Origin of the sequence: Kibdelosporangium phytohabitans (genome assembly GCF_001302585.1) — a bacterium.
In the GTDB taxonomy this organism is placed as follows: domain Bacteria; phylum Actinomycetota; class Actinomycetes; order Mycobacteriales; family Pseudonocardiaceae; genus Kibdelosporangium; species Kibdelosporangium phytohabitans.
The window spans coordinates 1,396,261-1,417,496 of sequence record NZ_CP012752.1 but is presented as its reverse complement, the minus strand read 5'-3'; the positions used below and the strand labels follow the sequence as shown (position 1 = coordinate 1,417,496).

22 protein-coding genes are annotated in these 21,236 nt (G+C 67.8%); 10 read left to right on the top strand and 12 right to left on the bottom strand.

Going from position 1 to position 21,236, the window contains the following annotated elements; translation table 11 throughout:
* Positions 1-28: 28 nt before the first annotated feature.
* The 3 genes from AOZ06_RS06370 to AOZ06_RS06360 all read right to left on the bottom strand — a co-directional run bounded on the left by AOZ06_RS06370 (position 29) and on the right by AOZ06_RS06360 (position 2,968).
* Positions 29-766 carry an RlpA-like double-psi beta-barrel domain-containing protein gene (locus AOZ06_RS06370; RefSeq protein WP_417999963.1) on the bottom strand — a complete coding sequence of 246 codons (738 nt, stop codon included), beginning with the start codon at positions 764-766 and terminating at the stop codon, positions 29-31.
* 178 nt (positions 767-944) lie between these two features.
* Positions 945-2,462 carry a PH domain-containing protein gene (locus tag AOZ06_RS06365; protein WP_054288570.1) on the bottom strand — a complete coding sequence of 506 codons (1,518 nt, stop codon included), beginning with the start codon at positions 2,460-2,462 and terminating at the stop codon, positions 945-947.
* Positions 2,459-2,968, bottom strand: coding sequence for a PH domain-containing protein (locus tag AOZ06_RS06360; RefSeq protein WP_218921944.1), 510 nt, complete (start codon positions 2,966-2,968; stop codon positions 2,459-2,461). The genes AOZ06_RS06365 and AOZ06_RS06360 overlap by 4 nt, the downstream gene beginning before the upstream one ends.
* A 314-nt stretch (positions 2,969-3,282) precedes the next feature.
* On the opposite strand from AOZ06_RS06360, the gene AOZ06_RS06355 reads away from it, so the two are divergent.
* Positions 3,283-4,785: an ATP-dependent DNA ligase gene (locus AOZ06_RS06355; RefSeq protein WP_054288569.1), complete on the top strand. Its 1,503-nt coding sequence runs from the start codon at positions 3,283-3,285 to the stop codon at positions 4,783-4,785.
* Between the two features lie 33 nt (positions 4,786-4,818).
* Here the strand turns inward: AOZ06_RS06355 and AOZ06_RS06350 are convergent, their stop codons facing one another.
* Entirely contained in the window at positions 4,819-6,216 is a 1,398-nt protein-coding gene (locus tag AOZ06_RS06350; protein ID WP_054288568.1) for a PhoH family protein, read from the bottom strand.
* A gap of 667 nt (positions 6,217-6,883) precedes the next feature.
* On the opposite strand from AOZ06_RS06350, the gene AOZ06_RS06345 reads away from it, so the two are divergent.
* The 3 genes from AOZ06_RS06345 to AOZ06_RS06335 all read left to right on the top strand — a co-directional run bounded on the left by AOZ06_RS06345 (position 6,884) and on the right by AOZ06_RS06335 (position 8,308).
* Positions 6,884-7,183, top strand: a complete 300-nt coding sequence (locus tag AOZ06_RS06345; protein WP_054288567.1) for a hypothetical protein — start codon at positions 6,884-6,886, stop codon at positions 7,181-7,183.
* Positions 7,184-7,587: 404 nt separating this feature from the next.
* Entirely contained in the window at positions 7,588-7,845 is a 258-nt protein-coding gene (locus AOZ06_RS06340) for a hypothetical protein (protein ID WP_054288566.1), read from the top strand.
* A gap of 211 nt (positions 7,846-8,056) precedes the next feature.
* A complete protein-coding gene (locus AOZ06_RS06335) occupies positions 8,057-8,308 on the top strand; it encodes a hypothetical protein (RefSeq protein WP_054288565.1) in 252 nt (83 codons plus the stop codon).
* Positions 8,309-8,441: 133 nt separating this feature from the next.
* On the opposite strand, the gene AOZ06_RS06330 is transcribed toward AOZ06_RS06335, so the two are convergent.
* Positions 8,442-9,236, bottom strand: coding sequence for an isoprenyl transferase (locus AOZ06_RS06330; protein WP_417999939.1), 795 nt, complete (start codon positions 9,234-9,236; stop codon positions 8,442-8,444).
* Between the two features lie 211 nt (positions 9,237-9,447).
* Here AOZ06_RS06330 and trhA point away from each other — a divergent pair, with 211 nt between their 5' ends.
* Entirely contained in the window at positions 9,448-10,074 is a 627-nt protein-coding gene (gene trhA, locus AOZ06_RS06325) for a PAQR family membrane homeostasis protein TrhA (RefSeq protein WP_054288564.1), read from the top strand.
* Between the two features lie 48 nt (positions 10,075-10,122).
* Here the strand turns inward: trhA and AOZ06_RS06320 are convergent, their stop codons facing one another.
* From AOZ06_RS06320 to AOZ06_RS55935, 3 genes are read right to left on the bottom strand one after another with little or no spacing between them, the layout of a single operon-like run.
* Positions 10,123-10,647, bottom strand: a complete 525-nt coding sequence (locus tag AOZ06_RS06320; RefSeq protein ID WP_054288563.1) for a helix-turn-helix transcriptional regulator — start codon at positions 10,645-10,647, stop codon at positions 10,123-10,125.
* On the bottom strand, positions 10,638-10,847 hold the full coding sequence (locus AOZ06_RS06315; RefSeq protein ID WP_054288562.1) for a hypothetical protein: 210 nt from the start codon (positions 10,845-10,847) through the stop codon (positions 10,638-10,640). The genes AOZ06_RS06320 and AOZ06_RS06315 overlap by 10 nt, the downstream gene beginning before the upstream one ends.
* 25 nt (positions 10,848-10,872) lie before the next feature.
* A complete protein-coding gene (locus tag AOZ06_RS55935; protein WP_157232870.1) occupies positions 10,873-11,016 on the bottom strand; it encodes a hypothetical protein in 144 nt (47 codons plus the stop codon).
* Between the two features lie 392 nt (positions 11,017-11,408).
* Between AOZ06_RS55935 and AOZ06_RS06310 the strand changes: the two genes are divergently transcribed.
* Positions 11,409-11,915 carry a SigE family RNA polymerase sigma factor gene (locus AOZ06_RS06310; RefSeq protein WP_054296450.1) on the top strand — a complete coding sequence of 169 codons (507 nt, stop codon included), beginning with the start codon at positions 11,409-11,411 and terminating at the stop codon, positions 11,913-11,915.
* Between the two features lie 3 nt (positions 11,916-11,918).
* A complete protein-coding gene (locus AOZ06_RS06305; protein WP_054288561.1) occupies positions 11,919-12,677 on the top strand; it encodes a hypothetical protein in 759 nt (252 codons plus the stop codon).
* Between the two features lie 47 nt (positions 12,678-12,724).
* Here AOZ06_RS06305 and AOZ06_RS06300 read toward each other — a convergent pair whose 3' ends face one another.
* Both AOZ06_RS06300 and AOZ06_RS06295 read right to left on the bottom strand, forming a co-directional pair.
* Positions 12,725-13,324 (bottom strand): hypothetical protein, encoded by a 600-nt coding sequence (locus AOZ06_RS06300; protein ID WP_417999938.1) that lies wholly within the window; start codon positions 13,322-13,324, stop codon positions 12,725-12,727.
* 87 nt (positions 13,325-13,411) lie between these two features.
* On the bottom strand, positions 13,412-15,400 hold the full coding sequence (locus AOZ06_RS06295) for a thioredoxin domain-containing protein (protein WP_054288559.1): 1,989 nt from the start codon (positions 15,398-15,400) through the stop codon (positions 13,412-13,414).
* A 61-nt stretch (positions 15,401-15,461) separates the two neighbouring features.
* On the opposite strand from AOZ06_RS06295, the gene AOZ06_RS06290 reads away from it, so the two are divergent.
* Positions 15,462-16,859 (top strand): 3' terminal RNA ribose 2'-O-methyltransferase Hen1, encoded by a 1,398-nt coding sequence (locus AOZ06_RS06290; RefSeq protein WP_054296449.1) that lies wholly within the window; start codon positions 15,462-15,464, stop codon positions 16,857-16,859.
* Entirely contained in the window at positions 16,856-19,396 is a 2,541-nt protein-coding gene (locus tag AOZ06_RS06285; RefSeq protein ID WP_054288558.1) for a polynucleotide kinase-phosphatase, read from the top strand. Before AOZ06_RS06290 ends, AOZ06_RS06285 begins: the two co-directional genes overlap by 4 nt.
* A 42-nt stretch (positions 19,397-19,438) precedes the next feature.
* On the opposite strand, the gene AOZ06_RS06280 is transcribed toward AOZ06_RS06285, so the two are convergent.
* Both AOZ06_RS06280 and mca read right to left on the bottom strand, forming a co-directional pair.
* Complete coding sequence (locus AOZ06_RS06280) at positions 19,439-19,660, bottom strand: hypothetical protein (protein WP_417999937.1); 222 nt, start codon at positions 19,658-19,660, stop codon at positions 19,439-19,441.
* Positions 19,657-20,538: a mycothiol conjugate amidase Mca gene (gene mca, locus AOZ06_RS06275; RefSeq protein ID WP_054288557.1), complete on the bottom strand. Its 882-nt coding sequence runs from the start codon at positions 20,536-20,538 to the stop codon at positions 19,657-19,659. Before mca ends, AOZ06_RS06280 begins: the two co-directional genes overlap by 4 nt.
* Before the next feature lie 86 nt (positions 20,539-20,624).
* On the opposite strand from mca, the gene AOZ06_RS06270 reads away from it, so the two are divergent.
* A complete protein-coding gene (locus AOZ06_RS06270) occupies positions 20,625-21,089 on the top strand; it encodes a DUF4307 domain-containing protein (RefSeq protein ID WP_236952105.1) in 465 nt (154 codons plus the stop codon).
* Positions 21,090-21,236: the final 147 nt, after the last annotated feature.

Genomic DNA, 21,236 nt, shown 5'->3' with positions numbered 1-21,236 from the left:
ATCATGAAGGGTCCCCCTGTGGAGGGTCTCAGCCGACGCGCTCGATCTTGGCGCGCCGGATCAGGAACTTGCCGGGTTCACGGACCTGCTCGAAAGCAGTGTTGTTCAACAGCGCGCAACTGCCGGACACCGACGTGACCTCGACCGTGGTGGACTTGTCGTTGTCCAAGTTGGTCACTCGCAGCCGGGTGCCGACGGGGAACTGGCTGCTGGACGCGGCAGGCGCGCCGCCTTCGCCGGACAGCGTCACAGTGGAGCCCTGGCAGACGACGTCACCGACTGCACCGCCACCCGCGTTCCCGGCGGGCTCTTCGGGCGCCTCGCCCGCGTTGCCGCCGCCCTGGTCGCCCGCGCCGACGTCGCCGTTGCAGCCTGCTGCTTTGCGGCGTTGCTGGATCAGGTCGACGACCGCCTGCCGATTCGCGATCCGCGCCTCCGACTGGGCATCCGGATCGGCGCGCTGACCGGCGACGAAGCTCAAGTTGTTCTGCAAAGCCTTGTCCAGCCCGGCACACGACTCACCGGAGCCGCCGGTGTTGACCGGTTGCGCGACGACGCCACCGTTGCAGCCCGCTGCCTTGCGGCGCTGCTGGATCAGGTCGACGACCGCCTGCCGATTCGCGATCCGCGCCTCGGACTGGGCGTCCGGGTTCGCCTGCTGACCGGCGATGAAGTTCAAGTTGTTCTGCAAGGCGGTGTCAAGCCCCTGGCATGACTCGGCGGCTTCACTGCTGCCGCCGGTGAACGCCAACGCGGCGGCAGCGATACCCGCGACTCCGAGAACAGCGGCCACGCCGATGGTCGCGCGCTTCCGGTGCCTGCCGTTGTTTCCGAACGGGGACATACACCACTCCTCTGGTCCTCCCCTGCGCCTCACTCATGGATACGATCAGGTAACGAACCCGGTTCAAACCAATCGCGAGGAGCAACCGGAAGAGTGCTTGTCAGTCCCTGGCGAGGAACGGCTCCATCAGGCCGGGAACGGCCGTGCCGGCGGCTTCGAGCGCGTCCTGCTGGTCGGCGTACCGGATCGTGTACTCGCCGCTGCCCGCGGCGACCGTGGCGGTGACGCTGATCAAGCGGGCCCGGCGCTGGAAGAACGACTGCCGGACCTTCCAGCCGATCACGCCGGTGCGTTGCAGCGCGACCGTCGAGCGCGGCGCGATACCCCACCGGACCACGAGGTAGTCACCTTCGACGGCGTGCCCGAGGCCGCGGTACTCGCCGTAACCCAGCAACGCGGCGATCGGGATCAGGATCACCAGCAGTTGCGCGATCCACCACGGCGTGAGGTCGAGAACCGACAGGACACCGAGGACCACCGCCGGGGCCGCACCGCCGATCACGTGCCACATGACCAGACGGCGCGCCGCGGCGAACGGATGCTTGGCGAGGGCCGTGTCAGTCGGCGTCGGGTAGGTGTCGAGCACGGCCGCCGCGACCTTGCGGGCCTCTTCCTTCGGCGCCTGCGGCAACAACAGGTCGGCGTCGAGCTCGAACTTGTCGTCGTCGTCCTTCTTCTTGCTCAGGCCTGTCGCGACGGCTTTGACCTTCGCGCCACCGGTCGCCCTGACCAGAAGCGGTTCGTCGACACGGACTCCGCGCAGCCGCTGCTCCTCAATGGACACCGACCGCTTGTTGACGAGTCCGTACTGGACACGCAGGGTCCCGTTCTGCCGGGTCAGCTCGAAACCCCAGTAGAAGACCGCGTACAGCAGCACCGACAGCAACGTCGTCAGCATCAGCACGACCGCGCCCGTCACGAGGATCGAGAACACGAGCGGCGTGGTCTCGTACCAGTGGAACAGCGACCGGATCGGACCGGTCTTCCACAGGTCGAGGTCGATCGTCCTGGCCAGCTGGAGCAGACCGCCGATCAGCACGGCCACCGCGATGAGCCCGAACAGGGTCAGCGGCGCGTAACGCATCCACGCCGGGCTGAACCGGGTCAGCGTGCCCGTCTGCTGCCGCTGCCGGACCGGCGTCTCGGCGCGGTGCAGAAGCAGCGTCCGCAGCCTTTCGGCCTCCCCCGCGGACACCGCTTCCAGCTTCAGCTCGTCGTCCGAGTCCGAGACGTGGCGTCCCGTGCCGATCGTGACGACGCTCAACCCGAACATCCGGTGGAACACGTTGGCCGACATGTCTACGGCACGGACCCGGTCCTTGGGCAGCGACCGGTGTTTGCGCACCAGCAGGCCGATGCGCAACTCCACGTGCGTGTCGGTGACCCGGTAACGCGTGGTCTTCCAGTGCCACGCGGTACCGACGAACAGGGCTACGGCGATACCCCCTGTGATCGCCGGCTCCCAGAAGCCGACCTTCTCCCAGCCACGGAACAACACGATCACCGTCACCGCGCCGACCACCGACAGCAGCGGCATCAGCGGCGCGACGAAGACGGTCTTGCGGTCCAGTTGCTGCCAGGTCGTCGTGGTCGGTTCGGTGGTCAGGCCCGCGGTCATGTCGCGTCTCCCGGCGTCGCCTCCGTGATGGCGGTCAGCCGGTCGACCAGTTCGGCGGCCTCGTCCTGACCGAGCCCCTTGATCTTCACCGGACCCGACGCGGACGCCGTGGTGACGGTGACCGTGGCCAGCTTCAGCCACTGCTGCAACGGTCCGCGCTCGCTGTCGACGGTCTGCACCCGGGAAAGCGGGGCGATCCGCCATTCGCGGACGATGACGCCGAACTGCACGTAGACGGCCTGGTCGGTGACCTCCCACCGGTGCGCCCGGTACTGCAGCCGGGGCTCGAGGATCAGGTCGGCGACCGCGACGACCGCGACGGCGGCCTCCACGACGACCAGCCACAGTGGAGCGTTGCTGAAGTAGAGCGCCACCCCGCCGCCGATGAGCAGCACGACCCACAGGATGGAGGCTTGCAGCGTCCACCACAGCACAGCCCTCGGGTGGACCTGGTTGGCGGGCGGGCGCAGGCGCAGCTGAAGCCGGTGGGCAATCGCGTGACTCACACCCGCAACTATGCCCGCCGGGCAGGGCCCGGACCATTCTCCGTAGGTAGCGCAAGACTCCGACCAAAGTCTGATTGTGGTCTCACGACCGAGTGGCTTTGTCGCGCCGGTCGATTGCGCCACGCAACACGCCCGACATCGCCCCAGCCCAAGCGGATCGGCAGGTCGCAGCGAAGACGCCTGCCGCGTGAGGAGAGCAGCCTTGTTGATTGTCCACCCTCCGCGCGGGTGGGACCGGCTTCCGGCGACAAAAACCCGTCCGAGCGGAGCGAGGGCAATCGGAAACTGTCGGACCCCGGGTGCACGATGGGTCCATGTTGCTCGCCGACGTCGTCACCACCTCGGCCGCTGTCGCGGCCACCAGGTCCCGCCTGGCCAAGGTCAAGGCACTGGCCGGGCTGCTCGCCGGCGCCGGGCCGGGTGCGGTCGAGCCCGCTGTGGCGTTCCTGGCCGGGGCGCCACGGCAAGGCCGGACCGGCGCGGGCTGGCGCACGCTCTCCGACCTGGACGTGCCGCCCGTGACCGAGCCGGGGTTGACGGTGGAACGCACCGACGAGCTCCTCCAGGAGCTGTCCGTGACCTCGGGGAAGGGCTCGACGCAGAAGCGCGTCGACCTGCTCACCGAGCTGTTCGGCGCCGCGACAGCGGCCGAGCAGGAGTTCCTGCGCAGGTTGATGACGGGTGAGCTGCGGCAGGGCGCGTTGGAGGGCGTGATGCTGGACGCGATCGCCTCGGCCGCCGAAGTGCCCGGCGAGGCCGTGCGGCGGGCGTTCATGCTCTCCGGCCGGTTGACGGTGACGGCCGTGGCCGCGTTGGCCGGTGGGGAGGCTGAGCTCGCCGCGTTCAAGCTGGAGGTGGGCAGGCCGGTCCGGCCGATGCTGGCGTCACCGGCGGAAAGCCTCGACGCGGCGCTCACCGAACTCGGCGAGGTCATCGTCGAGTACAAAATGGATGGTGCGCGGATCCAGGTGCACAAGGACGGCGACGAGGTCCACGTCTACACGAGAACGCTCAGGGAGATCACCGCGAGCGTGCCGGAACTGGTCGAGCTCGTGCTCGCTCTGCCGTGCCGGTCGGTCGTGCTCGACGGGGAGACGCTGGCGTTGCGCGACGACGGGAAGCCCCGGCCGTTCCAGGAGACGATGAGCCGGTTCGGTGCGACGAACCAGCGTGAACTGTTGCTGCGCCCGTACTTCTTCGACTGCCTGCACCTGGACGGCGTGGACCTGCTCGACACGCCGCTGCGCGAACGCAACGAGGCGTTGCGCCGGGCCGTCGGCGACCACGTCATCCCCGGCGGCACGAGCGACGCCGACCAGTTGCTGGCCGATTCGCTCGCGGCGGGGCACGAAGGCGTGATGGTCAAGGCGCTTGACTCGTTGTACGCGGCCGGGCGCCGGGGTAAGGCGTGGCAGAAGGTCAAGCCGGAGCACACCCTCGATCTCGTCGTGCTGGCGGCGGAATGGGGGCACGGCAGGAGAACGGGCTATCTGTCCAACTTGCACCTGGGAGCGCGCGACCCGGACGGCGGCCCGCCGATCATGGTCGGCAAGACGTTCAAGGGCATGACGGACGAACTGCTCGCGTGGCAGACGAAGCAATTGCAGGCCATCGCGTCCAGCACGGAGGACTACGTGGTGTACGTCCGGCCGGAGTTCGTCGTGGAGATCGAACTGGACGGCGCCCAGGTGAGCCCGCGTTATCCGGGCGGTGTGGCGCTGCGGTTCGCGCGAGTGCTGCGCTACCGCCCGGACAAGGACCCGGCCGACGCCGACACCATCGACGCGGTCCGTGCGTTGCTCCCCGGCAAGGCCTGACCCGGCGACCTCCAGGTCAGGCCGCACACCAGCTCAGCCGGGGTAGTCCTCCAGCATCTCGGTGACCAGTGCCGCGATCGGCGAACGCTCCGACCGGGTCAGCGTGACGTGCGCGAACAGCGGGTGCCCCTTGAGCTTCTCGATCACGGCGGCAACGCCGTCGTGCCGTCCGACTCGCAGGTTGTCACGCTGGGCGACGTCGTGGGTGAGGACCACGCGCGAGCCCGTTCCCAGCCTGGACAGCACCGTGAGCAGCACGTTGCGCTCCAGCGACTGCGCCTCGTCGACGATGACGAACGCGTCGTGCAACGACCGGCCGCGGATGTGGGTCAACGGCAGCACCTCGAGCATGCCGCGGTCGAGCACCTCCTCGATCACCGGCGGGCTGACCAGAGCGCCGAGCGTGTCGAAGACCGCCTGCGCCCACGGCTGCATCTTCTCGCTCTCCGAACCGGGCAGGTAGCCCAGTTCCTGCCCGCCGACCGCGTAGACCGGGCGGAACACGACCACCTTGCGGTGCAGGCCGCGTTCCAGCACCGACTCCAGGCCCGCGCACAGCGCCAGCGCCGACTTGCCCGTGCCCGCCCGGCCGCCGAGCGACACGATGCCGACGTCAGGATCCATCAGCAGGTCGAGGGCGATCCGCTGCTCTGCCGAGCGGCCGTGCAGGCCGAAGACCTCGCGGTCACCGCGCACCAGCCGGACCTGCTTGTCCTGCGTGACTCGGCCGAGTGCGCTGGACGTGCCCGCCAGCAACCGCAGCCCGGTGTTGCAGGGCAGCTCGGCGGCCTCGTCGATGCCGTGGTCCGCCAGGTCGACGACGTTCTGCGCGAACAACGCGTCCACGACGTCCTGGGACACGTCGAGATCGGCCATGCCCGTCCAGCCGGACGGCGTGACCTCCTGCGCGCGGTACTCGTCCGCGGTCAGGCCGCACGCCGCGGCCTTGACCCGCAGCGGGATGTCCTTCGTGACCAGGGTGACGGTCTGGCCGGCGTCCTCGGCAGCCAGGTTGAGCGCGCACGCCAGGATCCTGGCGTCGTTGGAGTCCGTGCGGAAGCCGGCCGGCAGCACCGACGGGTCCGAGTGGTTGAGCTCCACGTGCAGCGTGCCGTCGGCGTCGCCGATCGGCACCGGCTTGTCCAGCCTGCCGTGCCGCAGCCGCAGGTCGTCCAGCATGCGCAGGGCGGTCCTGGCGAACCAGCCCAGTTCGGGGTGGTGCCGCTTTCCCTCCAGTTCGGAGATCACCACGAGCGGGAGCACCACGCTGTGCTCGGCGAACCTGGTCAGCGCCCAGGGGTCCGAGAGCAGTACGGAGGTGTCCAGCACGTAGACGTGACGTGCGGGGGTGGTACGACGCGAGGCGCCGCGGGAGGAACTGCGGGAAGAACCTTGGCCGGCGGAACGCCTGGCCGAACGCGGTGCGGTCACGGCAACTCCCTGACGAACGCGGCACGGCGTCCGCTTTCCTCGTTGGGCCGGTCCTGGCCCCTGGTTCGACGACTGCGACCTGTTCAGGCGCCTCGCCGAAGAGGGCCCGGTGCCGGCCCCTTCGTGCTCGTCACTGCCACGACCAGGGCCTCCCGGGACGAATCGCATGTGCACGACCCGTCACTTCCGAAAGCTACCTGCGTTTCGGTGGGTGGCGCAGGCTGCCACACAGGTGATTCGCCAATTTGTCATCGGCCGGACACATGATCAGCAGGCCAGCCCGACCACCTCGGAGGGTTATCTGCGCAGTTCAGAGGCACTGCGGAGGATCATCGGGCCGGATCGGGCCACTCTCCGCACGTCCCCCGCACGGGCGATGCTGATCACAATCAGTAGTTGATCATCGGCGGTCCCGGCGGCCACCCGGGACCGCGAGCACACCTGCGGCTGCGGTCCGTAGCTGGGCAAACACCGTCCGATGTCACGACAGTGCATCGAATTCCGGAAAAAGCGCCGACACCGGATCAGGGGATATTTGAAAAAATCGGGTCACACAATCGTGGACTGAGCCTGTGCCCGACCAAGATCACGAGTAGCTTCTTCCCCGAGAACGAGGGGGTCAAGAACTCTCGGTTGTTCTCGTAAATCCCCGAACGAGGAGTGTGAAGTGGTGAAGAAGGCTGGTTTGATCGCCGCCGTCGCGGCGGGACTGCTGATGATCGGTGGACCGGCGTTCGCGGGTGAGCCGGGCTCGGGTGGCCCCGGTCACCACCGGCCCCACGGCGACGTGCTCATCGAGGAGCACGCCGGGCCGCAGGTCGGCCTGGTGAACCTCCAGGGCATCGACGTCGCCAAGGACATCAACGCCGCCGTGAACGCCGGCGTGTGCGGAACCCAGGCCCTTGCCATCCCGGTGCTGTCCCCGGTTGGTGTCGGCAACTGCGCGTCCGGCGGCATCGACGACTGACGAGGTCATGCCAATAGATTTACGAAATCACCGCCCAGGGGTTCCGGAGCTCTTTTCCGGAACCCCTGGGAGTGTTGTGCGCCTTTCCGATCCCCGCACCCCTTCCGGGTGACGAAGTCAACCGTGCGTAATCGACGCAGGAACTTCGAGAACGTCGAGGATATCCAGTTTTCCCAGGCGAGAGGCGCGCCAGCCGGGTCACTCACAGTGCGGCGACGAATTTCGACGTCACCGGAACGGGCAATACTTTCAACAACACTGTCACACGATAGTGGAACCGATCGGGCAAACCTGGGTCACCAGTTGTAAGTTCTTCGCAATGAACGGCGAGCTCTCCCTGTTGGCAGTTGTTTGAGTTCACGCCTGTTCCCGTTCGAGTATTGCCCCGGATCTAGGAGTACGAAATGAAGAAACTCGCTGTTGTCACCGCAGCGGCAGCTGGCCTGCTGATGCTGGGCGGCCCCGCGTTCGCCGACAACGACGTGCTGTTCGAGGACCACGCGGCCCCGCAGGTCGGCCTGGTGAACCTCCAGGGCATCGACGTCGCCAAGGACATCAACGCCGCCGTGAACGCGGGCGTGTGCGGAACCCAGGCCCTCGCCATCCCGGTGCTCTCCCCGATCTTCGTGCCGGAGTGCGTCGAAGGCGGCATCGACGACTGACGAATTCGTCGTCGGCCTGACCAGCGAGCGGGAGCGCCGGAACACGATTCCGGCGCTCCCGCTCGCTTTGTGTTTCGACAAAAAACAGCATCACACGATAGTGGTAAAGGCATCCCCGATACGGATCGCCAGTTGTAGTTTGATCGTAGTGGGCAGCTAACCCATCCTGTTCGCCACTGAGTGTCTTCCCGAAACTTAGGAGAGTGCGAAAATGAGGAAACTTGCTGTTGTCGTCGCGGCGACCGCCGGATTGCTGACGTTGGGCGGACCAGCCTTCGCCGACTCGGTCATCGAGGACCACGCGGCCCCGCAGATCGGTCTGCTGAACCTCCAGGGCATCGACATCGCCAAGGACATCAACGCCGTCCTGAACGTGGGCGTCTGCGGTACCCAGGCCCTCGCCATCCCGATCATCTCCCCGGTCGGCGTCGGGAGCTGCGCATCCGGTGGCATCGACGACTGACCTCGTCAAGAAGCCCGAAGTGCCGGGAGTAGGGCATGCTCCCGGTACTTCGCTGTGTCAGGCCTACCTGGTGGCCCGTCTCGAAACGTTGACAAGCCTTCTCGACGGCCCAGCGACGTTCCGAGACGAGCCACTAGTTGCCGAAGCGGCGGTGGCGCAGCGCGTAGTCGCGCAGCGCGCGCAGGAAGTCGGTCCGCCGGAAGTCGGGCCAGTAGGCCTCGCAGAACCACATCTCCGAGTGCGCGGACTGCCAGAGCAGGAAACCGGACATCCGCTGCTCACCGGAAGTACGGATGACCAGGTCGGGGTCGGGCTGGCCGGAGGTGTAGAGGTGCTCGGCGATGTGGTCGACGTCGAGCACGTCGGCCAGTTCCTCGATGCTGGTGCCCCGCTCGGCGTGCTTGAGCAGCAGCTTGCGGACAGCGTCAGCGATCTCCTGGCGGCCGCCGTAACCGACCGCGGCGTTCACCTTCAAACCGGTCTTGTTCTTCGTACGGGCTGCGGCATCCGTCAGCCGGTGCGCCGTCTCCGACGGCAGGTAGTCCAGCGCACCGAGGATCCGCAGCTGCCAGGGCATCTCCGGCTCGGCGAGCTCGTCGACGACGTCCTCGATGATGCCAAGTAAGGGCCCAAGCTCGGAGTCGGGACGGTTGAGGTTGTCGGTGGACAGCAGCCACAGCGTGACGACCTCGATGCCGGATTCCTGGCACCACTCGAGCAGCCGCGCGATCCGGGCCGCGCCCTCGCGGTGGCCGTCGGCGACGTCGGAGAACCCGGCGGCCCGCGCCCACCGGCGGTTGCCGTCCAGCATGACGCCGATGTGCCTCGGGCGTCGTTCGAGGCCGTTCACCTGCTGTGTCAGTCGCGCCTCGTAGAGGCGGTACACGACATCAGCGACACGCCTTCTGATCCAACTCCGTCGACCCACGACGAACCAGGGTAATGGGGCGCACCTGAGAACGATCGCCCGGCAGGGGGCAGCGGCTATGTGACGGACGCATTCGTTGTAGCGCAGCGTAAACCTGTGAAGTCTCTGTGGAATGAGGACGGGGGCTATGGCGCGCCGTTATCGTCCCGTAGCCTTGCGACTCGTGACCGCAGCGACACTCGAACGGCCAACACCTGCCGACAAGCCGAGCATGCGGGGCAAGCTCCACTTCTGGTCATTCTTCGTCTCGATAGCCACAGGCGCCGTACTCATCTCGCTCGCGGCGTCGACGGTATCGAGCACGGCCGCCCTCGCGACATCGATTTACGGTGCCACGGTGCTCGGCCTGTTCGGCGTGAGCGCCCTCTACCACCGGACTTGGTGGGAGAGCGAGCGGACCAGGGCGTGGATGAAACGCCTCGACCACTCGATGATCTTCATCTTCATCGCAGGCACCTACACCCCGTTCTCCCTGTTGGCGATGCCCCGCGACACGGGCCTCATCGTCCTGGCAGTGGTCTGGGGCGGCGCGCTGGGTGGCGTGGCGCTGAAACTGATCTGGCCGCACGCCCCACGCTGGCTGGGAACGCCGATCTACATCGCGCTCGGCTGGGTGGCGGTCTTCGTCCTGCCCGACCTGCTCGCCTACGCGGGCACAGCGGCACTGGTGCTGATCCTGGCCGGCGGCCTGCTGTACACGGTCGGCGCGGTGTTCTACGCCACGAAGTGGCCCAACCCGTGGCCCGGTCACTTCGGCCACCACGAGTTCTTCCACGCCGCCACGATCCTCGCCGCGATCTGCCACTACATCGCGATCTGGCTCGCCATGTACCCGTAGCTGCGGATTTACCCACCTTGATCTCGCGCCCAGGCCGTCACCAGGCCGTCAGTCTTCCTGGTGACGGCCTTCGTCGTTCTGCTCGTCTTGCTGATCGGCGCCGCTGGGCCTTCCAGGCAATGCAGACTTTTTGACCAAATTGGACAAAGTTGCCGCGTGCCCGACCTGCTTCCAGGCACGACCGCCGTGCGTTTCGAGAGTCCAATCAGGAAGTTGCGACTGCGCCCTCGCCGTTCTGCTTGCGTGAGTCGGGCGCGGCTGCCACCCCCACGTGTCCCGCGGCACAGCCTGTGTGGCACCAGGCACCTTGTACATACCCAGCTCATCCGGCCACGGCAGCTGCCCGTAATCGATCCGGTGCGCCTTGCGCGCCGACCCGCCGAGCTGCTCACCGACTGTCAGTCCCGTGTTCTCGCGCAACTGGCGAAGCTGCCTGGCCAGCACCAGGCCGTCAGCGTTCGGTGTGAACGATCCCTTCATGCCTTCCTCCGCAATGTGCTCGTGAACTCGTCCATGCGCGGAGCCGGAGCTCGGCTCGTCTTGGAGGTCCGTCATCGCTTCGATCACCGCCACGTTGCACCGCAGCCGCCCACGAGCCCGTCGACACGAGCTGGGATCTGCACGGCAAGTCCCACGTCGTCGCATCCCGCGACGAGTGGACGAACGCCGGGCGAGGGCTGCTGCACCTCAGCCACATAACGCGCCTCCGGTTCCTTGGCGGCACCCCGATCGGGTGCGTGTCCACCGAGGAAACCCGCGAACAAGTCGACCACCCCGGACAAACTGTCCAGGTATCCGTCAGAGGCTGTTCTGAACTGCCGACACGATGGCATCGAGGATCGCGTCCCACGGCAGCTGCTTGCCGGGAAACGACCGCGGCTTGTGCATCGGCCAGATGTCCTCACCCATCACCAGCCCGCCGCAACTTGTCGACGTGCTCACCCCACGACGGCTGATTCGCGTGTCCCGCGTTCACCCCCGGCGGCAGCCCGGTGCTGACGCGCAATTGGGGAAGGGTCGAGCAAGGACCGGGCAAGTCGAGGACGCCGCGGTGACTGGACAGCTCGTCATCTGAACCGCTACGAACTCAACCACACGTTCGCGCCGGCCAAGCCGCGAAGGACCAAGATCAAGGCCCGAGAATCGGCGAGAGACGCCAAGAGGTGAAACCGCAGCTCAGAGGACGCGCAAGGGCGAAGATCACAAGAGCCAGCCGGTGATCGCTACGTCGCGCTCTGGTTGGCGACGTACCCGTTGAGGCTGTCACCACGTGCTGGTGGCGCTTCGTCTTTGGTATGGCAACCTGCTGGGCCTGGTCGTTCGTAGGTAGGTACATGAGGTCGAAAGACGATGCTCGGTTTCGGGAGTTCGCGCGTAGCCGGGCGCTGTCGCTGCGGCGGACGGCGTATCTGCTGTGTGGTGATTGGCATCTGGCTGAGGACCTTGCGCAGACCACTCTCATCAAGCTTTACGGGGTGTGGGCGCGGCTGCGGGACAGCGCTGTCGTCGACAACTATGCCCGTCGGGTCTTGCTGAACTCGTGGCTCGATGAGCAGCGCAAGCCTTGGCGTCGCAGGGAGAACCGGGATGGCGTTGTGCCTGAGCTTCCGCATTCCGATCCGGTTTCCGGTGTTTCCGACGTTCTTGTTTCCGCTTTGGCTCAGTTGCCCGCTCGGCAGCGGGCCGCTGTCGCCTTGCGCTACTGCCAGGACCTGTCGATCTTCGATGTCGCTTCGGTTCTGCGTTGTTCCGAGGGGAACGTCAAGAGCCTGACCTCTCGCGGCTTGGACAGGTTGCGGGAGATCGTGGCTGAGCTTCAGATGGCCGAAGGGGGTTTGTAGAAGATGAACGACGACGAGCTACTGGGCGGCCTGCGTGGGCTCGCGCTGGCTGAGCCCGAGTTGGGGTTCGACCCTGACGAGGTGGCTGACCGGGCGGCCAAGCGCCTGCGATCGCGGCGGCGGGTTGGGGCGAGTGGCGCGGCGGCGCTGGTTGTTGTTGGTGCTGTGGTGGCCACATTGGTTTACGGCAACAGCGGTTCGAGTATGCCGATCTCCCCTGCTGTGCGGACGACCGCTCCGGCTGTGCCGACGGCCAAGGCTGACGCGCCTGATCTGGGCACGCAGATCGCTCGCGGCCGGGCTCACCTGCTCGAGGTTCTGTCGCGGTTGCTGCCGGAGGCCCGGGATGTCACCATCGCCACCGCCATGCAGCTCGACGGCACCGACTCGATTCTTTTCGAGGTGCACTTCGCCGACTCGGCCGGGCCCGCGTCGGTCTCGGTGAACATCTACGGCCCGGTCGTGTTGCGACGCACGGTCTTCAGCGACGGCTGCTTGAAGTGTGGGACGCCGTCCATCAGGCCGGACGGCAGCAGACTTTTCGTCGGCGGTCTCAACGGCGACGGGTCGGATGACTCGCAGCGCCGCTCGGCGCTGCACTACCGGCTCGACGGCGTCGTCGTCGCCATCGACAACGACCGCGGAGTGTCATATGCCTTGGCACAGAAGTACAACAGCGACAGTGTGCGGCGTGCGCGTCATCCGCTGACCGACGAACAGTTGCTGGCGTTGGTCACCGACCCCGCGTTTTCTGTCCGGTGAGCCCTGTCCGTCCGGCCGCGTGTGCGGCCGGACGGACTTCTCCTGCTTCAGGAGTCGAACTCCGGGCCTTTCGCCCTCAGGTCGTCCACCTTGGACATCGCGTCCCTCAGTTCGGCCAGCCAGGTGTCGGCGTGCTCGCCGACCAGGCGCACCGCCCACGCCAGGGCTTCCGAGCGGGACCTGGCCACGCCCGCGTCGACGAGGGTGTCCAGGATCAGCCGTTCCGGCTGGCGCAGCCTGGTCATCACCGGCGCGGACAGCGTGGTGAACAGTTCTTCCGTCGAGCCGGTCTTCGCTCCCCACGCCACCTTGCGGCCGTAGCGGTGTTCGGCCTGGCGGGCTATGTCGATCCGCTCGTCCCTTGTCTCCTCGCGGAACCGGCTGATCCGGCCCGATTCCGCCGCCGCCTTCGCCGCGTCGTCCTCGAACTCGCCTTCCACGGCAGGCAGCGTGCCGATGATGATGATTTCTTCCCTGTCCACGGACACCGTCGGCGGCTCGGTGAACCAGCCGTCCGGCAGCCGCCCGGCGAACCAGGCAGCCGCGTCGTCAGCCGACGGCAGGTCCGACTGTTGCCACCCGCCGCGGCCCTTGAACCCGCCGCGTCCGTGCCAGCCACCACGTCCCATGTGTCGTACTCCAAACATGCGCAGCTCCTTGATTACATCATTACATCACTACTCAAGCTACGCGTGCATCTCCGTCCCGACCAGGGCGTTCTCTGTGAGCGGAGCTCAGCTGAGAGACGTGACCAGCTCGTCGACCGTCGTCACAGGGCGGTCGCAGACATATCCGCGGCACACGTAGGCGGCAGGCTGACCGTCGACCAACGGACGGTCGGTCAGCAGCGGCGACGAGTCAGGCTCCCCCGCCAGCACGATCGCCCCGCCGTGCGCCTTGCGGACGGCCGCTGCGAGCAGTTCCGGGCTGTCGCCCACGACGGCTACCTGGACCGGTCCGTGCGCCATCGCCTCAGCCACGCCGAGCCAGTGCCCGGCGAACCGCGGTGCGCGCTCGGCGAGCAGACCCGCACGGGAAACGGCCTGTTCAGTGGCCTCGCGGTAGACCGTGGCACGGTCATGCCCCACCAGGGCCGACGCGGTGAGCAGGGCGGAAGCCAACGCCGAAGCGCCCGACGGGCTGGCGTTGTCAGACGGGTCCGCGGGCCGGTGGACCAGCACCTCGGCGTCGTCGGCCGTGTCGAAGAAGGCACCGGGGTTGTCCGGGTCCACGAACCGTTCCAACGCGCTGTCCAGCAGTGAGACCGCCGCGTCGAGCCGGCGCTGCTCCCCCATTGCCTGGTGCAGCGCGAGCAGGCCGTCGGCGAGGCACGCGTAGTCCTCAAGCACACCTGCGGACTCGCCCACGTGGCCGTTACGCGACGTGCGCCGCAACTTGCCGTCCACCACGTGCAGGTCGAGCAGCAGGTCCGCCGCACGGCCGGCAGCCGACACCAGTTCCGGCTGCTCGAAATACACGCCCGCCTGCGCCAACGCCGTGATCGCGAGACCGTTCCACGCCGCCACCACCTTGTCATCACGGCCGGGCTGCGACCGCTGCGCACGTACTGCCGACAGACGTGACCGCACGCTTTCGAAACGGTCGAGGTCGTCCGGGTCCCGCAGCAGCTGGAGCGTGGAGGTGCCGTGCTCGAACGTGCCTTCCTCGGTCACGGCGAACAGGTCCGCCGCCCATTCGGCGTCGTCACCGAGTACTTCGGCGAACTGGACCGGCGTCCAGACGTACGTCAGGCCTTCGACGCCGTCGGTGTCGGCGTCCAGCGACGACGCGAACCCGCCTTCAGGCGTACCGAGGTCCCTGATCAGGAAACGCGCGGTCTCGACCGCGACGCGCCGGTAGGTCGGGCTGCCGGTCAGCCGGGCCAGGTGGGTGTACAAGCCGAGCAGCAAAGCGTTGTCGTACAACATCTTCTCGAAGTGCGGCACGACCCACGACGGATCGACGCTGTAGCGGGCGAAGCCGCCGGCGAGCTGGTCGTAGAGACCGCCGCCCGCCATCGCGTCCGCCGTTGCCTCCACCATGGACAGAGCTTCGACCGATCCGGTGCGTTCGTGGTTCCTGGTCAGGAACTCCAGCACCATGGACGGCGGGAATTTCGGCGCGCCACCGAATCCGCCGTTGCGCCGGTCGAAGTCGCCGAGCAGTGACGCGACAGCGCCGTCGAGCACCGTGGTGTCCACAGGGGACGCGGGCAGCGCGGCGGAGTGCTTGGCCAGCGAGGCCACGAGCTTGCTCGCGGCCTCGCGGACCTCGTCCGAGCGATCCTGCCACGCCTCAACGACCGCGGCGAGCAGCTGCTTGAACGACGGCATGCCGCCGTGCGGCGTCGGCGGGTAGTACGTGCCGCAGTGGAACGGCTCGCCGGACGGCGTCAGGAAGCAGGTCATCGGCCAGCCGCCCTGCCCGGTCATCGCCTGCGTCGCGGTCATGTAGACGGCGTCGACGTCCGGCCGCTCCTCGCGGTCCACTTTGACGTTCACGAAGTGCTCGTTCATCAACGCGGCCGTGATGGCATCCTCGAAGGACTCGTGCGCCATCACGTGACACCAGTGGCACGCGGCATAGCCGATCGACAGCAACACCGGTACGTCCCGCCGCTCCGCCTCCGCGAACGCCTCCGGGCCCCACGGCCACCAGTCGACCGGGTTGCCGGCGTGCTGCAGCAGGTACGGGCTGGTGGCCTGAGCCAGTCGATTCGCCATGCCCTCACCCTAGTTCGGCAAACAAGGTGAACGGTGACGGCGGATGCGGGACACTCACGCGGTGCTACTGACCTTGACCACGACACACCGGCCCGCCACGGATCTCGGCTACCTGCTGCACAAGCACCCCGGCAAGGCTCAATCCTTCCCCGTCGCGGCAGGCATGGCACACGTGTTCTACCCCACGGCCGGCCAAGACGAGTGCACGGCGGCGCTGCTGCTGGACATCGATCCGGTCGAGCTCGTCCGCGGCAGGCACGACCGGGCTTTCACGCTGAACCAGTACGTCAACGACCGGCCGTACGCGGCCGGGTCGATGCTGGCGGTCGCGTTGAGCACGGTGTTCAAGACCGCGATGAACGGCGTCGCCAAGTCGCACCAGGAGCTCGCCGACACGGCCATCCCGCTTCGGATCCACGTCCCCGCGGTGCCGTCGCGCGGCGGTGCCGACCTGGTCGCGCAGCTGTTCGAGCCGCTGGGCTGGGATGTCGACGCCCGTACCGCGCCGCTCGACCCGCAGTTCCCCGAGTGGGGCGATTCGCCGTACGTCGACCTGCGCCTGTCCGGGACCCACCGGGTTTCCGACGCGTTGCGTCACCTGTACGTGCTGTTGCCCGTGCTGGACAACGCCAAGCACTACTGGGTGACCGAGGAGGAGGTCACCAAGCTGCTGCGCGCGGGTGAGGGCTGGCTGGCCGACCACCCGTCACGCGAGCTGATCAGCCGCCGCTACCTCAAGCACCGCAAGGCGTACGTACGGTTCGCGTTGAGCAGGCTCGCCGAGGCCGAGGAGACCGACGAGGACGCGCTGGACAACGCGCTCGACGAGCCGGTTGTCGCCGAGGAGCCGGACCGCCCGGTCCCGCTCGCCACCCAGCGCAGGGGCAGCGTGGTCGCGGTACTGAAAGCCGCTGGCGCGAAACGGGTCCTCGACCTGGGCTGCGGTGGTGGCGCGCTGCTGACGGACCTGCTGAAGGAAACCTCGTTCACCGAGATCGTCGGCGTGGACGTGTCTTCGCGCGCGCTGGAGGTCGCCGCTCGCCGCTTCGAGCGGACCCCGGAACGCGTGCGCGACCGGCTCACGCTGCGCCAGTCCGCGTTGACCTATGTGGACCAGTCGTTGGCTGGTTACGACGCGGCGGTGCTGATGGAGGTCATCGAGCACCTCGACGAGCCGAGGCTGCCCGCGTTGGAGCGCAGTGTTTTCGGCGCCGCACGCCCGGCGACGGTCGTGGTCACCACGCCGAACGTCGAGTACAACGTCCGGTTCCCGACGCTGCCTGCGGGCAGGATGCGGCACACCGACCACCGTTTCGAATGGACGCGCGCGCAGTTCCGCGCGTGGGCCGAAGGCGTCGCCGAACGCCACGACTACCGTGTCCGCTACCTGCCCGTCGGCCAGGACGACCCCGAAGTGGGCCCGCCGACCCAGCTTGCCGTGTTCGAGGTGACCCGATGAACCTGTCCATTCCAGACATGGCGCTGGTCGTGCTCGTCGGCGCGTCCGGCTCGGGCAAGTCCACGTTCGCGCACAAGCACTTCAAGCCGACGCAGGTGCTGTCGAGCGACTTCTTCCGCGGCCTAGTCGCCGACGACGAGAACGACCAGGCCGCGTCGGGCCCGGCGTTCGAGGCGCTGCACTTCGTCGCCGAGAAGCGGATGGCCGCGGGTCTCGTGACCGTGATCGACGCGACCAACGTGCAGCGCACGCCGCGTGGCCAGCTCATCGGATTGGCCAAGAAGCACAACGTCCTGCCGGTCGCGATCGTGCTCGACATGCCCGAGGCGCTGTGCGTCGAGCGCAACGCCGCTCGCGCGGACCGCGACTTCGGTGCGCACGTGATCCGCAGGCACCGCAACGAGCTGCGCAAGTCGATCCGGTCGCTGGAGAAGGAGGGCTTCAAACGGGTGTACGTTCTGCGCACGCCCGAGGAGGCCGACGCGGCCGGGATCGAGGTCGAGCCGCTGCTCAACGACAAGCGCTGGGAGACCGGGCCGTTCGACGTGATCGGTGACGTGCACGGCTGCCGCGCGGAGTTGGAGGAGCTGCTCGAGAAGCTCGGGTACGTGCTGTCCCGGGACACCGAGGGCCGTTCGGCCGGTGCCGTGCACCCGGAGGGGCGCCGTGCGGTGTTCGTCGGCGACCTCGTCGACCGCGGCCCGGACACCCCGGGGGTGCTGCGGCTCGTGATGGGCATGATCGACGCCGGGAGCGCGTTCTGCGTCTGCGGCAACCACGAGCAGAAGCTGACCAGGGCTTTGCGTGGCCGCAACGTCCGCGTCTCGCACGGCCTGGCGGAGTCGCTTGAGCAGCTGGGCGCGGAGACGGAGGAGTTCCGCAAGCGCGTCGAGGCGTTCTGCGGCGGCCTGATCGCGCACTACGTGCTGGACAACGGCAACCTCGTGGTCTCGCACGCCGGTCTGCCGGAGCACTACCACGGCCGCGCGTCGAGCAAGGTCCGCGGCTTCGCCCTGTACGGCGATTCGACCGGCGAGACCGACGAGTACGGCCTGCCCGTGCGTTACCCGTGGGCGAATGACTACCGCGGTCGCGCGATGGTCCTGTATGGACACACGCCGACCCCGACCGCTGAGTGGATCAACGGGACCATGTGCCTGGACACCGGCTGCGTGTTCGGCGGGCGGCTGACCGCGTTGCGCTACCCGGAGAAGGAGATCGTCTCGGTCGCGGCGCACAAGGTCTGGTACGAGCCGGTCAGGCCCTTGCTGCCGCCGGACGAACTGCCGCCGCCCGCGGTGGCCCGCCGTGACCCGGATGTACTCGACCTCGGTGACGTGACAGGGCGGCGCGTCGTGGAGACGACGCACCACGGTCGCGTCTCGGTCCGCCCGGAGCAGGCAGCGGCGGCGCTGGAGGTGATGAGCCGGTTCGCGGTCGACCCGCGCTGGCTGCTGTACCTGCCGCCGACGATGAGCCCGGTCGCGACCTCGGCACTGGACGACGTGCTCGAACACCCGCGTGAAGCCTTCGACGCGTACCGCGCTGACGGCGTGCAAAGCGTGGTGTGCGAGGAGAAGCACATGGGTTCGCGTGCCGTTGTCCTTGTGTGCCGGGATTCCGGTGCGGCGAGGTTCGGGATCGACGGTGGCGGCGCGATCTACACGCGCACCGGCCGGGCGTTCTTCGCGCCGGAGCTGACCGAGCAGTTGCTTGAGCGGGTACGGGCGGCTTGCGCCGGGCTGTGGGAGGAGCTGAACACCGACTGGCTGTTGCTTGACGCCGAGCTGATGCCGTGGAGCGCCAAGGCAGGTGGCCTGATCACGCAGCAGTACGCGCCGGTCGGCGCGGCCTCGTCGGCCGCTCTGACCGCGGCGCTGACCGAACTGTCCAAAGCAGACTCACGTGGTGTCGGCGTCGGGGAGTTGCTGGCGACGACCCGGTCACGTGCGGCGAACGCGGACGGCTACCGGGCGGCGTACCGGCGGTACTGCTGGCCCACGGACGGCCTGGACGGCGTCACCCTGGCACCGTTCCAGGTGCTGGCAGGCGAGGGCCGTTCGTACGCGCACGAACCGCACTCGTGGCACCTGGACGTCGCCGACCGGCTGGTGGCCGCGGATCCGTCGCTGTTCACCACGACCAAGCGCCTGTTCGTGGACGCCACCGACGAGAGCTCGGTGGCAGCCGCGACGGCATGGTGGGAGGAGATGACCGGCTCGGGTGGCGAGGGAATGGTGGTCAAACCGGCCGCGAACCTCGTCCGCGGCCCGCGCGGCCTGGTGCAGCCGGGCATGAAGGTGCGTGGCCGGGAGTACCTGCGGATCATCTACGGCCCGGACTACACCGAGCCGCGGCACCTCAAGCGCCTCAAGCAGCGCAACCTGGGCCGTAAGCGGTCGCTGGCCGGACGGGAGTACGCGCTCGGCCTGGAAGCGCTGGACCGCGTGGCGCGCGGTGAGCCGTTGTGGCGGGTGCACGAGTGCGTCTTCGCTGTGCTCGCGCTGGAGTCCGAGCCCGTCGACCCTCGCCTGTGAACCCTCGTGAGTGGTTGGTCCGGTTAGAACCGGACCAACCACTCACGAGGAGGCGTCGGCGGGCTTTTCTTCTTCCGGCTTGTCGAAGCTGGCCGGGACGCGCTTGAGGTGCTTGCTCATGGAGCGGGCCAGGAACACCACCGCCACCAGGAACACCAGCAGTACGAGCAGCCCCACCGGTGAGGACTTGCCGAAGTCCTCACCCCGGCCGCCCGGGTCGTCGGGCATGGGTGGCGGCTGCGCCACCATTGCCGTGAAGGTCATGCGGTCACCTTCTCGTTGATGCCGGCGAACAGGTCGTCCTCCGGCAGCGTCGTGTCCACCAGCGAGCGGGCCAGCTCGTACTCCTCGAACGGCCAGATCTCGATCTGCAGGTCCAAGGGTATGGCGAACCAGCGGCTGTCGGGATCGATCTGGGTCGCGTGCGCCCGCAACGCATCGTCCCTGATGTGGAAGTACTCCCCGCACTCGACCCTGCTGGTGATGCGGTCGGCGTTGTCACCCTTGTCGTCGGTCCACTTCTTCAGCCACTCCTCGTAGGGCGACTCCATGCCACGGGCGAGCATCGCGTCGTGCATCGTCTGCAGGCGTTTGCGGGAGAAGCCGTGCGAGTAGTAGAGCTTCAGCGGCGTCCACGGCTCGCCCGCCTCGGGGAACCGGTCCGGGTCGCCTGCCGCGTCGAACGCCACCACCGAGACCTCGTGGCACTTGATGTGGTCGGGGTGCGGGTAGCCGCCGTTCTCGTCGTAGGTGACGATCACGTGCGGCCGGAACTCGCGCACGACCTCGACCAGCTTCGCCGCCGCCTCCTCGGTCGGGACCAGCGCGAAGCAGCCCTCCGGCAGCGGCGGCAGGGGGTCGCCCTCCGGCAGGCCGGAGTCGACGTAGCCGAGCCAGCGGTGCCGGATGCCCAGGATGCGCGCGGCCTCGGCCATCTCGGCACGCCTGAGCTCGGTCATGTTGTCCAGGACTTCCGGCCGGTCCAGGGCCGGGTTGAGGATGCTGCCCCGCTCACCGCCGGTGAGCGTGACCACCATGACCTCGTGCCCTTCAGCCACGTACTTGGCCATGGTCGCGGCACCCTTGCTCGACTCGTCGTCAGGGTGTGCGTGTACCGCCATCAAACGCAGCTTCTCAGCCATGGGTTCCTCTCTCCTGTACCCCGCGTGCCAGCGCCCCAGGCCCCCACGGATACTCGACAAGTACGCGACCCACATTGTTCCCGTGGGTGCGAGTCCAGTTGTCGGGAGACCCCGTTTTGGAGAGCCGCGTCACCTTGCCGGACGGCCGCTACGGCTCGCGTGGCCGCGCGCCGATGAGCCGGCCGCGGCGATGGGCACTGACCGGCGCCGGGCTGTTACTGGCAGGCGGGATCACGTTCGTCGCTTACAGCAACCTCGGCAACTCGCCCATCGACGCGGAGCGTACGGCGTTCAGCCCAGCCGGACCGGACTCGGTGAAGATCACTTTCACCGTCACGCGTGACGAACCCGGCAAAGCCGCGGTGTGCGTCGTGCGCGCGAGAGTGCGGGACGGCTCGGAGGGCGGACGCAAGGAAGTGCTCGTTCCAGCAGGTGAGAGTACTCTTTCCACTGTGATCAAGAGCTCCGGCGAGCCCGTCACCGCCGACGTGTACGGGTGCTCGTACCAGGTGCCGCCCTACCTGTCCACGGAGGCGCCGCCAACGGAGTGAAACCTAAGCCGGAAGGCGGTAAATCGGACATTTCGGGAACATGATCACTACTGATCGTGTTATCCTCTTATACCGGCACGGCCCCTGGCGGGCCGTGTTTTGACGTTCCGGGACCGCGGGTACCGGAGCACACCGACCCGCATCCGC